Annotated in this window: 13 protein-coding genes; 9 read left to right on the plus strand and 4 right to left on the minus strand. The window is 69.5% G+C overall.

The window, feature by feature from the left end:
- The first annotated feature begins 55 nt into the window (after window positions 1–55).
- The 5 genes from FBZ87_RS02375 to FBZ87_RS02395 all read left to right on the plus strand — a co-directional run bounded on the left by FBZ87_RS02375 (window position 56) and on the right by FBZ87_RS02395 (window position 4,598).
- A complete protein-coding gene (locus tag FBZ87_RS02375) occupies window positions 56–763 on the plus strand; it encodes a PadR family transcriptional regulator (protein WP_145608765.1) in 708 nt (235 codons plus the stop codon).
- 9 nt (window positions 764–772) lie between these two features.
- Entirely contained in the window at window positions 773–2,140 is a 1,368-nt protein-coding gene (locus tag FBZ87_RS02380; RefSeq protein WP_145608766.1) for an MFS transporter, read from the plus strand.
- A gap of 123 nt (window positions 2,141–2,263) precedes the next feature.
- Complete coding sequence (locus tag FBZ87_RS29045) at window positions 2,264–2,593, plus strand: hypothetical protein (protein WP_186454529.1); 330 nt, start codon at window positions 2,264–2,266, stop codon at window positions 2,591–2,593.
- 134 nt (window positions 2,594–2,727) lie between these two features.
- Window positions 2,728–3,561, plus strand: a complete 834-nt coding sequence (locus tag FBZ87_RS02390) for a substrate-binding periplasmic protein (RefSeq protein ID WP_145608768.1) — start codon at window positions 2,728–2,730, stop codon at window positions 3,559–3,561.
- Window positions 3,562–3,644: 83 nt separating this feature from the next.
- Window positions 3,645–4,598, plus strand: coding sequence for an NAD-dependent epimerase/dehydratase family protein (locus FBZ87_RS02395; RefSeq protein WP_145608769.1), 954 nt, complete (start codon window positions 3,645–3,647; stop codon window positions 4,596–4,598).
- Here FBZ87_RS02395 and FBZ87_RS02400 read toward each other — a convergent pair.
- Window positions 4,588–5,475, minus strand: a complete 888-nt coding sequence (locus tag FBZ87_RS02400) for a LysR family transcriptional regulator (RefSeq protein ID WP_145608770.1) — start codon at window positions 5,473–5,475, stop codon at window positions 4,588–4,590. The two genes, FBZ87_RS02395 and FBZ87_RS02400, sit on opposite strands and share 11 nt — an antisense overlap.
- 145 nt (window positions 5,476–5,620) lie before the next feature.
- Between FBZ87_RS02400 and FBZ87_RS02405 the strand changes: the two genes are divergently transcribed.
- From FBZ87_RS02405 to FBZ87_RS02420, 4 genes are all read left to right on the plus strand, one after another.
- Entirely contained in the window at window positions 5,621–6,379 is a 759-nt protein-coding gene (locus FBZ87_RS02405) for an SDR family oxidoreductase (RefSeq protein WP_145608771.1), read from the plus strand.
- Window positions 6,380–6,412: 33 nt separating this feature from the next.
- Entirely contained in the window at window positions 6,413–7,306 is an 894-nt protein-coding gene (locus FBZ87_RS02410) for an SDR family oxidoreductase (protein WP_211106818.1), read from the plus strand.
- Window positions 7,307–7,576: 270 nt separating this feature from the next.
- Window positions 7,577–7,858 carry a hypothetical protein gene (locus FBZ87_RS02415; RefSeq protein ID WP_145608773.1) on the plus strand — a complete coding sequence of 94 codons (282 nt, stop codon included), beginning with the start codon at window positions 7,577–7,579 and terminating at the stop codon, window positions 7,856–7,858.
- 281 nt (window positions 7,859–8,139) lie between these two features.
- Window positions 8,140–9,114 (plus strand): NAD(P)H-dependent flavin oxidoreductase, encoded by a 975-nt coding sequence (locus FBZ87_RS02420; RefSeq protein ID WP_145608774.1) that lies wholly within the window; start codon window positions 8,140–8,142, stop codon window positions 9,112–9,114.
- Between the two features lie 56 nt (window positions 9,115–9,170).
- Here the strand turns inward: FBZ87_RS02420 and FBZ87_RS02425 are convergent, their stop codons facing one another.
- From FBZ87_RS02425 to FBZ87_RS02435, 3 genes are all read right to left on the minus strand, one after another.
- The gene (locus FBZ87_RS02425) at window positions 9,171–9,515 is read right to left on the minus strand and encodes a hypothetical protein (protein WP_004272344.1); all 345 of its coding nucleotides are present in this window, start codon (window positions 9,513–9,515) and stop codon (window positions 9,171–9,173) included.
- A 119-nt stretch (window positions 9,516–9,634) separates the two neighbouring features.
- Complete coding sequence (locus FBZ87_RS02430) at window positions 9,635–11,038, minus strand: O-antigen ligase family protein (protein WP_145608775.1); 1,404 nt, start codon at window positions 11,036–11,038, stop codon at window positions 9,635–9,637.
- Window positions 11,039–11,138: 100 nt separating this feature from the next.
- Window positions 11,139–12,113, minus strand: coding sequence for a glycosyltransferase family 9 protein (locus tag FBZ87_RS02435; RefSeq protein ID WP_145608776.1), 975 nt, complete (start codon window positions 12,111–12,113; stop codon window positions 11,139–11,141).
- Between the last annotated feature and the right edge of the window lie 152 nt (window positions 12,114–12,265).

A 12,265-nucleotide genomic window follows, 5' to 3' on the forward strand; every position in this document is an offset into this window, starting at 1 on the left:
CCCGGGTAAAAAGGCGATTGATAGTTTAATCCAACTATATTAGTTTGTTTAAACTATGAAAGCGGAACTCCTCATCCTGGGCGTGCTGCAGGGCGGCGACCTGCACCCCTATGAAATCAAGCGCCGGCTGACGGCGGCCCATGTCGACCATTACATCGACGTGGACGTGGGCACGCTGTACTACGCCGTGCGCAGCCTGGCGCGCGACGGCCTGATCGAGGCCAAGGGGGTGGAGGCGGTGGCCCGCGGGGGCGAGCGCACCACCTATGGCCTGACACCCGCCGGCCGCGCCCGGTTCCACGCCCTGATGGCGGAACGGCTGGCCGACGTCTCGCCCCGCTATCACCCGCTCTATCCCGCGCTGATGTTCCTGCACCACGCCGATCCCGACGCGGTGGCGGACGCGCTGCGCCAACGCCTGGCCGTGCAGCGGGACTATCACCGTCCCCTGAAGGCCTTGGCCGACTATCTGGCGCCCGTCCAATCCACCGGCATGCGGGCCATCCTGGAAAACGGCCTTGCTCACCTGGAAACGGAGAACGCATGGCTGGCCAAGCTGCTGGAAACCATCGAGGCAGGCGACATCCGTCCGCCCGACTATGACCGGGCGCGCCTGATGGCACTGTTTCCGGCGGGTCAGCCGCCCTTACCCCCGGGATATGCCCAGGCGCCCCCGCCAGTACCCCCGCTGCCGGTGCCCCCGCTGCCGGCCAAAACCAGACGTCCCCGGGCGGCCAAGCCCGCCAAACCCCCGTTGTCCTGAGGCAAGCCCATGTCCGCCAAGACAAAGCCGAAGCGTCCGCCCAATCCCCTCATGCACAATCGCAATTTCCTGTGGCTGTTGGGTGGCGGCGTCATTTCCATGCTGGGCGACCAGTTCAGCCTGCTGGCCATGCCGTGGCTGGTGCTGGCCGTGACCAACGACACCCTGGCTATGGGCCTGGTGCTGGGCCTGATCAGCCTGCCGCGCGCCGTGTTCCTGCTGGTGGGTGGGGCGCTGGTGGACCGCTATCCCGCGCGCAGCGTGCTGCTGCTGACCAAGTACGTGAACGCCGTGCTGCTCGGCGGATTGGGCGCCGGGGTGCTGACCGGCACCCTGACCATTCCCGTGCTGTGCGGGGTGGCTTTCGGCATCGGCCTGGCCAGCGCCTTCAGCATCCCGGCCGGCACCACCATCCTGCCCCGGGTAATCCCGGGCGACCAACTGCAGGCCGCCAACGGCATGATGATGGGCCTGCGCCAGGCCACCTTGCTGCTGGGCCCGCTCATGGCCGGTGGCCTGATCGCCGTGGTGGGCGGCAGCGGCAAGGCCGCCGCGTCGGGGGCGCCCAGCGACCTGGCCGGTCTGGGCGCCGCCTTCCTGGTGGATTGCGCCACCTTCGTCATCTCCGCCCTCACCCTGTACCAGGTGCGCATGCTGACCCTGCCGGGTGACACCCCGGCGCGGAAGGGGGAAAGCCTGGGCGCCGTCTTCCGCTCCATCGGCGACGGCATCCTCCATTTCTGGCGGGATCCAGAGCTCAGGGCCCTGTGCCTGTATTTCTCGGCCACCACCTTCTTCATCGGCGGGCCCTTGCAGGCGGTGCTGCCCGTCTTCGCCCGCGACCGGCTGGCGGACGGCGCCGATGGCTTCGGGCTGATGATGGGGCTGCACGGCGTGGGCACCCTGGTGGGCATGACGGTATCGGGCGCCCGGCCCAACTTCCGCCTGCGCACGCTGGGCGCCACCATCCTGTTGATCGACAGCCTGGTGGCCCTGGTGTTCATGCCCATGGGCCTAGCCCAGCATACCTGGCAGGCGGCCCTGCTGATGGCCATCGCCGGCTGCCTGGCGGGCTTCATCCAGATCGGCGTCTTCACCTGGATCCAGCGCCGCATACCACCCGCCATGCTGGGCCGGGGCATGAGCCTGTTCATGTTCATCGTCATGAGCCTGGCGCCCCTGTCGTCAGCCCTGTGCGGCTGGCTCATGCGCTACGTCCCGCCGCAGGTCATGTTCCTGGGCAGCGGCCTGGCGCTGTGGGGCATCGTCGCCCTAGGCCTGACGTCGAAGTCGCTGCGCGCCATCGCCATGCCGGTCCGCACGCCGCCGGCGGCGGCACCGGCGGAGACGCCCATCGAAAACCCCGCAGCGGTGTAGCGCGCCCCGGCGGGGGGCTAGCCCGAACGGCCCTCTCCGTTTGGCAGCCTCCCCCCGGCGGGGGGCCGATGTTAGGGTATGCAACGTCCCGACCGACCTCTTCTTCCCCGAAGGAACGGCCAGATGACGCCACCCGACATCCCCGATACCGATCTTCAGATCACCGAGCCGGCGCGCGTCCTGTACAGCCAGGATCCCGATGGGGCGGCCGCCCGCATGCGCCATCTGTTCCAGGCCGGCACGGCGGGCCAGGCGGCGGACTGCCGCGCGCTGGCGGAACTGCTGCTGAACGCCGCCACCGACATGACGGCGGGTGACGCGCTGGCGGTGGAGGCCATCCTGGACCGCCAGCCGCCGGAAATGCGCGGCTGGCTGTTGCAGCGCGCGGCGGCCCTGGCGGCGGCAAGCGGTGTGGTGCGGCATAAGATCGCCAGCGCCGCCAACCTGCAATGACGCGGGCGGTCACCGCACCGCCACCATCGTTAAGGAATTGGTAGGTAATCCGGGCGGACAATACCTTGCTCCGCCCGGTTCTTTGTTCGCCCCTTCCCGGCGGATCTTCCCCGCAGCGCCGCCGCCAGGAAGCGATGTCCGGTACCCCCGCCGCAGTCCGTTGCCCCCACGCACCCCGCCCCGTGCGGCTGGCGGCGCTGTGCCTGGGCGCCTTGCTTGGGACGGTGCCAGCGGCCCTGGCGGGAGAGGCGGCGGTATCCCTGACGCTGATCACCGAGGAAAACCCGCCGCTGAACTATACCGACCCCGCCACCGGACGGTTGACGGGCATCATGGGCGATTTGCTGCCGTCGCTGATGACGGCGGCGGGCATCGCCTATCAGGTGCAGGTCATGCCGTGGCGCCGCGGCTATCACACGGTGCAGGAGGTGCCGGGAACCTGCCTGTTCGCGGTGAACCAGACACCAGAGCGGCAGACCCAATTCCAGTGGGTGGCACCCATCGCGCAAGGCGGCGCCGCCCTGTTCGCCCGGGCGGACTGGCTGCACTACGATCGCGCACATCCCGACGGCACCCACACCCTGGCCAGCCTGGATGAGGTGAAGACCCTGGCCGCCGAGGCGCAGGCGCGGGGAACGCCCCTGTCCATCCTGGTGCCAGTGGGCACCATGCTCGCCACCACCCTGCGCGACCAGGGGCTGGACATCACCGAGGTGTCGCTGGCGAACCAGATGCCCATGTTGGCCGCCGGGCGCGCCGACCTAGCCGCTGCCGGCGCCATCAGCGGCCGCTGGCTGGCCCGCCAGGCGGGGGTGGCGATCGAGCCAGTGCTGACCTTCAGCGTGGCCCCGGTGGGTATCGCCTGCAACCTGGGCACCGACCCCGCCCTGGTGACCCGTCTGCGCACGGCGCTGGAGGGCTTGCGACGCGACGGCACGCTGGACCGCGTGATCCGGAACTATCAGTAAAGCTTGGCGGTTTCCCCCGTTGCCCTGCCGCCCGCGTCCGTGTCATTCAGGCGGAACCCAAGGGCTGGCACGAGGAAACAGGCATGGCCAAGATCGTGGTGACCGGGGCCACCGGGTTCGTGGGCCGCGCCTTGCTGCCCCGGTTGCTGGCCGGCGGGCATGAGGTCATCGCCGTGGTGCGCAACGCCGGCGTGAGCCTGCCCACGGGCGTGACCGCGGCACCCGTGGGTGACCTGGCCGGCCCGGTGAACTGGGCCCCGGTGCTGGAGGGGGCGCAAGCCTTGGTCCACCTGGCGGGCTTGGCGCATCAGCGCAACGTCACGCCGACCGCGCTGCAGGCCCTGAACGTCACCGCCACCGTGCGCCTGGCCCAGGCGGCGCAGGCGGCGGGGCTGCGTCGCCTGGTCTATGTCAGCAGCGTCAAGGCCCAGGGCGACCACAGCCCCGGCCGCCCCCTGACGGAACTGGATCCCGCCCTGCCGGAGGACGCCTATGGGCAGTCCAAGCGTGCGGCGGAAGAGGCCCTGACCACGCTATGCCCGCCGGACGGCCCCCTTTCGCTGGTCATCCTGCGGCCGCCTCTGGTTCATGGACCGGGGGTGAAGGCCAACATGGCGGCCTTGCTGCGCCTAGCCACGCGCTGGCCCCTGGTGCCCCTGGGCGGCATCGCCAACCGGCGCAGCCTGGTCAGCCTCGACACTTTGGCCGATGCCATCACCCGGGCGGTGGAACGGGTCGGGATCACCGGTACCTTCCTGGTCGCCGATCAGCCCGCCCTGTCCACCAGCGGTCTGGTGGCCACCTTGGCCGCCGCCGCCGGCAAGCGGCCGTGGCTGGTTCCCCTGCCGGCGGTGTTCTGGAGCCTGGCCGGCCGCCTTCCCCGCCTGTCCAGTATCGCCGACCGCCTGACGGGATCGCTGGAGATCGATGATGCGGCCTTCCGTGCCGCCTTCGACTGGCAGCCGCCGCTGAACCAGGACGAGGCCCTGGCCCGCACGGTGCGGGCCTATTTGCACGGGACGCGGCCTAGCCTTTGAACAACCCAGCCACCCAGTCGACAAATACCCGCACGCGCGGCGACAGCTGCCGGTTGTGGGGATAAAGGACGGAGACGGGAATGGGCGGCGGCGGGTAGAGGGACAGCACCTCCACCAGCCGTCCCAACGCCAGATCCGGGCCCAGGTGATAGCGCGGCGTCTGGATCAGACCCAGACCCAGGCGGGCAACCTCCGTGAAGCTTTCAGCGCTGGCGACGCTGATCCGCCCCGGCAGGGTCAGGCTGCGCACCTCATCCCCCACCATGAATTCGAAGGGGAAGGGCCGGCCGGTGGCGGACGAGACGAAGTTCACCGCCTGGTGCCCGTTGGCCAGGTCGTCGGGCGTGGCGGGTACGCCGTGACGCTCCAGATACGGGGGGCTGGCCACGGTGGCCTGGGGCATCAGGCCGACGCGGCGGGCAATCAGGGCACTGTCGCGCGGCTCGCCCGCGCGCAACACGCAGTCCACGCCCTCACGCACCAGGTCCACCAGGCGGTCGCCCTCACTGATGTTCAGGTCCAGGCCAGGATGGCGGGCCAGGAAATCCGGCAGGGCGGGGAACAGGAAGTGCCGCGCCAGCTTGCCATGCACATCCACGCGCAACAGGCCCTTGGGATCGGTGGCGCGGAAGGCGCCCTCCGCCTCCTCCACATCCGCCAGCAGGCGCAGGCAACGCTGGTAGAAGGCTTCGCCATCCAGCGTGGGACTGACTTGCCGCGTGGTGCGGTTCAGCAGCCGCGTGCCCAGCCGCCCCTCCAGTTGTTGCAGGGTGTGGGTCACCGTCGCCCGGGGCATGCCCAGATCCTCCGCCGCCGCGGTGAAGCTGCGCCGTTCCACGATGCGGGTGAAGACGCGCATGGCGTCGAAGCGGTCCATGGGCTACCGGCCTATTGTTGATCATTTTTGGATAATGATGGCAAACATAGACCATTTATCCAGGATCAGCTAGGGCGCACCTTTTCTTCATCGACTGCAGCGGCCCGCGACGGTGCGGGCCCGAACCGAAGGAAAGGATCACGTCATGACCACGAACACGAACGGCAAGAAGGTCGCGCCCAAGGTCGCGCTGGTGACCGGTGCGTCCCGCGGCATCGGCGCCGCCATCGCTGAACGGCTGGGCCGCGACGGCCACACCGTCATCATCAACTACGCCGGCAGCGCCACCGCCGCCGAGGCCGTGGCCGCCAAGATCGAGGCCGCCGGCGGCCGCGCCCTGACCGTGCAGGCCGACGTGGCCGACGCCGCCGCGGTGAAGACCATGTTCGATCGGGTGGAGGCCGCGTTCGGTGGCGTCGACATCCTGGTCAACAACGCCGGCATCATGCCGTTGGGCGCCATCGCCGACGTGGGCGACGACGCCTTCGACAAGCTGATGGACGTCAACCTGAGGGGCACCTTCAACACCCTGCGCGAGGCGGCGCAGCGTCTGCGCGAAGGTGGCCGGGTCATCAACCTCTCCTCCAGCATCGTCGGACTGTACCCGCCCACGTACGGCGTGTACGCGGCCACCAAGGCGGCGGTGGAGGCCCTGACCGTGGTCATGGCGCGGGAAATGCGCGGCCGGTCCATCACCGTGAACGCCATCGCCCCCGGCCCGACCGCCACCGACCTGTTCCTGAACGGCAAGCCGCAGGAGGTGGTGGACCGGCTGGCCAAGCAGGCCCCGCTGGAGCGCCTGGGCCAGCCCGAGGATATCGCCGCCGCGGTTGCCTTCCTGGCCGGCCCGGATGGCGCCTGGATCAATGGCCAGGTGCTGCGCGCCAATGGCGGCATCATCTGAACCGGCACCTGAGGGAATGAGGAGCATGCGATCATGAGCCAAGTCATCGTCATCACCGGCGCCTCCAGCGGGTTCGGCGCCCTGGCCGCCCGCGCCCTGGCCCAGGCCGGCCATACCGTCTACGCCACCATGCGCGACACCCGGGGCCGCAACGCCCCGCAGGTGGAAAAGGCCAAGGCCTACGCCGCCGAGCATGGCGTGGATCTGCGCACGGCGGAAATGGACGTGCAGTCCGACGCCTCGGTCGAGGCCGCCGTCGCCCAGATCATCAAGGAGGCCGGCCGCCTTGACGTCATCGTGCACAACGCCGGCCACATGTCCTTCGGCCCGGCCGAGGCCTTCACCCCGGAGCAGTACGCGCAGCTGTTCGACATCAACGTGCTGAGCACCCAGCGGCTGAACCGCGCGGCGTTGCCGCACCTGCGGCGCCAGGGCAAGGGCCTGGTGGTGTGGGTGTCCAGCAGCAGCACCCGGGGCGGCACCCCGCCCTATCTGGCGCCCTATTTCGCCGCCAAGGCCGCCATGGACAGCCTGGCCGTCAGCTACGCCTCGGAACTGACCCGCTGGGGCATCGAGACGGCCATCATCGTCCCGGGCGCTTTCACCAAGGGCACCAACCACTTCGCCCATTCGGGATCGCCGGCCGACACGGACCGCGCCGCCGAATACAACCAGGGACCCTACGCCGATGTGCCGGATCGCGCGCTGAAAGGCCTGGCGGCGCTGGAGCCGCCGGACGCCGACGCCGCCAGCGTGGCCGAGGCCATCGTGCGGGTGGTGGATCTGCCCCATGGCAAGCGCCCCTTCCGCACCCACATCGACCCGTCGCAGGACGGGGCGGAGGTGGTGAACGGCGTCGCCGACCGGGTGCGGGCCGAAATGTTCCGCCGCATCGGGCTGGAGGATCTGCTGTCGCCCAAGGCGTAAACCTGGGCCACCCAACCCGGTGCCCACAGTTTCCTAAACCAACCCGCGTAGACCGGATGGGGGTGCCTTAGTACTAGGGCACCCCTTTTTGTCATGGGCAAGCAGAGCCCCAGAATTCACCCGCCTTTCCGCCTACGTCGGACTGCTTCATGACAGGTGGCGGTGCCCATGCTAGCGTTCCACCTGTGATTGGTGATTTGCAGTCCCATTTCCTGATCCGTGAAAAAGACTTGGGGGCGTCGTTGAAACCCTTGCTGACCGGAGGAAATCTTGAAGAATAGTCGTCACCGTTTCCTGTGGCGCGGCCTGCTGGCCGCCGCCGCCCTGACCGCCGTCGCGGCCTGCGGGTCGTCCCGCCCCGAGCGGGTGGACCTCAGCCACAGCTACCGCATGGTGGACGAGCGCGGCCGCACCGCCGGCCAGGTGGTGTTCTATCCGGCCGGTGGCGGTGCCGTTTACGACGCCGACAACAACCTGATCGGCAGCGTCGCCCCGCCCAATTCCACCACCATGGCGCCGCCCCCGGCGCCGGTGCCGCGCAACTATCCCTAAAGTTCTCCCGGCCCTCAGACACGTGGTTCCCCTCCCGCCTGAGGCTCCTTGGGTGGGGACCGGCCGCCCCGGTCCCCACCCATTTTCTTGCGCCCCATGCCGTGAAAAATTTCTTGGCGCGCGGCAGTGGGCTGCGCCTGGGCTTTACCGTTCTCCCAGGAAAAGCGCCACCCTCCCCTGCATTGACGCCTCCTGAGCACCGTGGCATTGAGGCCGGATCGGCCGGCCGCGGCTGTTCAAGAAATGCGGCTGTTCAAGAAATACAGGGGAGACGCCGTTCCATGAGCCTGCCGCCCGTCCTTGCCCAGAACCTGGCGCTGCCGGTCATCGCCTCGCCCATGTTCATCGTGTCCAACCCGGATCTGGTCATCGCCCAGTGCCTGGGCGGCATCGTCGGGTCCTTCCCCGCGCTGAACGCCCGGCCGAAGGAAGCGCTGGATGAGTGGCTGACGCGCATCGACACCACCCTGGCCGACGCCCGCGCCGCCAATCCCGACGCCAAGATCGCGCCCTATGCCGTGAACCAGATCATCCACCAGTCCAACGACCGGCTGGAGCACGACATGGAGGTGTGCGTGCGCCACAAGGTGCCAATCATCATCACCTCGCTGCGGGCGCCCGGTGACATCGTGCCCCACGTTCACAGCTACGGCGGCCTGGTGTTCCACGACGTCATCAGCCTGCGCCACGCGGAAAAGGCGCTGGAGGCCGGGGTGGACGGGCTGATCCTGGTGGCCGCCGGCGCCGGCGGCCATGCCGGGGCGCTGAGCCCCTTCGCCCTGGTGGGGGAGGTGCGGCGCTTCTACGACGGCCCCATCATCCTGTCCGGCGCCATCGCCACCGGCGACGCCATCCTGGCGGCCCAGGCGATGGGGGCGGACCTGGCCTACATGGGCACCCGCTTCATCGCCACGACCGAGGCCAACGCCGCCGCCGGCTACAAGCAGGCCATCGTGGAGGCCAGCGCGTCCGACATCGTCTACACGCCCTTCTTCACCGGCGTCGCCGGCAACTACCTGAAGTCCAGCATCGTCGCCGCCGGCATGGATCCCGACAACCTGCCCCAAGTGGACCGTAGCAAGATGAACTTCGGCGCGGCCGCCTCGGGCGCCAAGGCGTGGAAGGACATTTGGGGCGCCGGCCAGGGCGTGGGCGCCATCGGCGACGTCCTGCCCACCGCCGACCTGATCGCGAAGCTTAAAGACGAATACGCGGCCGCCAGGAAGCGCCTGCTGGGCCTGCAGGCGATTGTATAAATGAAGAAGGGGCGCGCCGGCCGGACCGGCGCGCCCCGTTTTGCTTCAAAGCGGCCTTAGTGGTCGGAACCGTGCAGGATCTGGCCACGGATGCCCGTGTCGTAGGCCAAGCCCGCCTCGGTCACGATGGCGGCGTTGGGGAACTGCGACTTGATCAGGCCCTTGCGCTCCAGCGCCACCCAGGCGGCCTCGTTGGACAGGCCGGTGGCATCGGCCGACATCACGGTGTAAGGCCCCAGGTGGAAGTGGTTACCGTGCGCGTGGGGGAAGCGGTCGACCATCACGCCGCCCTCGACCACCGGCTGGCCCACGCCCTCAAGCCCGGCCAGGACCTGAAGCAGGGTCAGAGTCTTCAGCTGCAGGGCATTCAGGTTCAGCGGGTTCTTTTTCACGGGCGGCATGGGCGGGTCCTCAAAGGAAGGGCTATTGGGCAATGAATATGGGGTTGCCATTTACCCCCGCCAGCCCGCCGGGGGCAAGCCGTCAGCAATGCTGGCCTGCCCCAACGCCGCCCCCGGCGTCAGGCCTTGCCGGCCCGCGTCCACCATCCCGCCGGCAGGTTCAGTTCCAGCAGACCCGCCGCCAGCATGATGCCGCACAGCCACCAGGTCTGCCACACGCCGTAGGAGAAGCAGCCCACCGCGATGGTGGCGGCGATGGCGGCCAGCGCCGTGGCCTGGGCATAAGCCGGCAGGCGCCGCGTGCCCCAGGCCAGCCCCACGCCCAGCCATGTGTAGAGCAGGCTGCCCACCACCCCCAGCTCCAGCAGCACCTGCAGGAAAATATTGTGCGGATGCAGGGGGATGATGGGGGATTCAGGGTGGAACTTGGAAACCTCGCCCTCATCCGGGATGTTGCGGGAACTGTCCAGTCCCCAGCCGAGCAGAGGTTTTTCCAGGATGCGGCGGGCGGCCACGTCCCAGATTTCCACCCGGTGGCGGAAGCTCCACGGCATGCGCGCCTCTTCCGTCAAGCCGGCGCGGTGCAGGGCCAGCGAGATGGGGATGGAGAGGGTGGGACCGGCCACCAGCGCCACGATCAGCAGCACCCGGGCCGTGCGCGCGGAAAGCCGCGCCAGGCCGTAGAACACCAGGCCCGCGCCCAGGCCCACCTTGGCCGAGGCGCTGGTGCCGCCCAGCGCCGCCAGGAAAAAGGCCGCTGGCATCACCCAGGCCCAAGGCATGGCCCGCCCAGCCGGGGGCAGCCTCATCACCGTCAGCGCCGGCAGGCGGGCGACGGCCCCCCGGCCTGTGACCCAGGCCAGGCGAGCCAGGCCCAGACCCAGGGGCCAGGCCAGCGTGGCGAACAGCACGGCGGGCCGGTTCAGCGCCCGGTCATGGTCTACTTTCGTGCCCTCAAGCGCCTTTTCCAGGCGGTAGATGGGTTGGTCGCCCACCACCTCGACGGCGAAGATGGCCAGGCCCACCAGCATGCCGATGACGGCCCAGCGGATCAGCAGCCAGCGTCGCTGCTCATCCACCTCGCGCAGGGTGCCGATCCAGAACAGGAAGGGCACGACAGTGTAGAGGAATGTCAGCAGCTGCCCCACGCCGTCCTTGCGCACGGGCGTCCACAGCACGGATACCGCCCCCAGCAGCAGGCACAGCGCCAGGGGCAGCAGGGGCGTGGCGCGCCAGGTCGCGCGGGCGGTGAGCAGCGTGGGCAGCCGGCGGGCGGTGAGCGCGTAGAGGATGCCGCCCAGGAAGGACAGGCTGATCAGGGCGGGTGCCGTGCCCAAGGGCAGCAGGGCGCAGACGAAGCCCAGCACGGTCAGCAGGAATAGCGTCAGGCCCGTCCATGCCAGGCTGAAGGGCGCCGCCTTCCGGGATATGGCGGTGGGCTCGGCCGCCGGCGGGGCGGCAGGCAAGGGGGACATGACCGGTGCACTGGCCCGCAGTTCGCGCGTGGTCTGGGTCGACGACATCTTGCTCCAGCGTATCTCTCCGGTGGCCCAAGGCCCCCCAGCCTGGCCACCAAGGCCCCACCTTTTACTCGGGAACGGCCATGGTCCTAGCGCTTTTTTATCAGGTCACAGGATGGGCATGGGGATAGGCCGTCACCTGGGCCAGCAATTCAGCCGCGGCGTCCGCCACGTGACTGAGGGAAAGTGCCGCCATGCGGGCCTCGGGCGACGCGCCCGGCTCGGCCACCGGCGCCACCACGGCCCGGGCTTGGGAACCCCACGGCGCATAGAGGTGCGACGGGGTGGGCCCGAACAGACCCAGCGTGGGCGTACCGGCCGCGGCGGCCACATGCATCAGGCCGCTGTCGTTGCCGACGAACAGCCGCGCCCGTTCCAGGCAGGCGCCCGCCAGCAGCGGATCGGTGCGGCCCACCAGGTCGATGACCCGGCCGGCACCCAGCGCGGCCCCCAGGGCGTCCAGCACCGGTGCGCAGCGCGGCCGTTCCGCTTCCGCCGCCAGGACCATGACCCGGGCGGGGCTGGGACCGGCCGCGAGCGGGCCGGCCACCATCCGTAGGGCCAGCGCGGCGAAGCGATCCGCCGGCCATTCCTTACCCGTCCAGTTGGCGGCGGGGCCCAGCGCCAGGATCGGGCCCCCGGTGTCGGGCCCCAGAAGGACGCGCGCCTCGTCGCGGATGGCGTCATTCAGGAACAGGCGGGGGTTGGGCGGCGGCTCCAGCCCCAGCACCTGGCCCAGAGACACGACCTTGGGCTGGCGATCGTCACCGCCCCGGAACGTGGCGCGGCGACCGGCCAGGACCAGGCGCGACACGGCGCTGTTGCGCAGATCCACCACCAAATCCCAGCGCCGGCCCGCCACCTGCCGCCACAGGTCCAGCCAGTGGCCGGCCAGCCGCCGCTTGGGCATGGCGATGATCTCGTCCAGGCGGGGCACGGCGCGGAACAGGGGGGCGGCGATGGGACCGCAGGCGATGGTGAAGCGCGCATCCGGCATCTGGTGCACCAGATGCCCCAGCAAGCCGGTTGTCAGCACCGCGTCGCCCAGACGGGTGGAGGTGATGAACAAAACCCGCAACAGACTGGCCCCCAAACCCACGGCATGACCCCGGCGACCGGCCCCTTATACAAGCGCCGTCAGACGCTTGCCAATGCGGCGATGGCGGTCGACCCTTGCATACGGATGGGAACCCTTGCGGCGTAACGCGCCACCCCTTACCTGTTGAAGCA

The organism is Nitrospirillum amazonense (assembly GCF_007828035.1).
Taxonomy (GTDB): domain Bacteria; phylum Pseudomonadota; class Alphaproteobacteria; order Azospirillales; family Azospirillaceae; genus Nitrospirillum; species Nitrospirillum amazonense.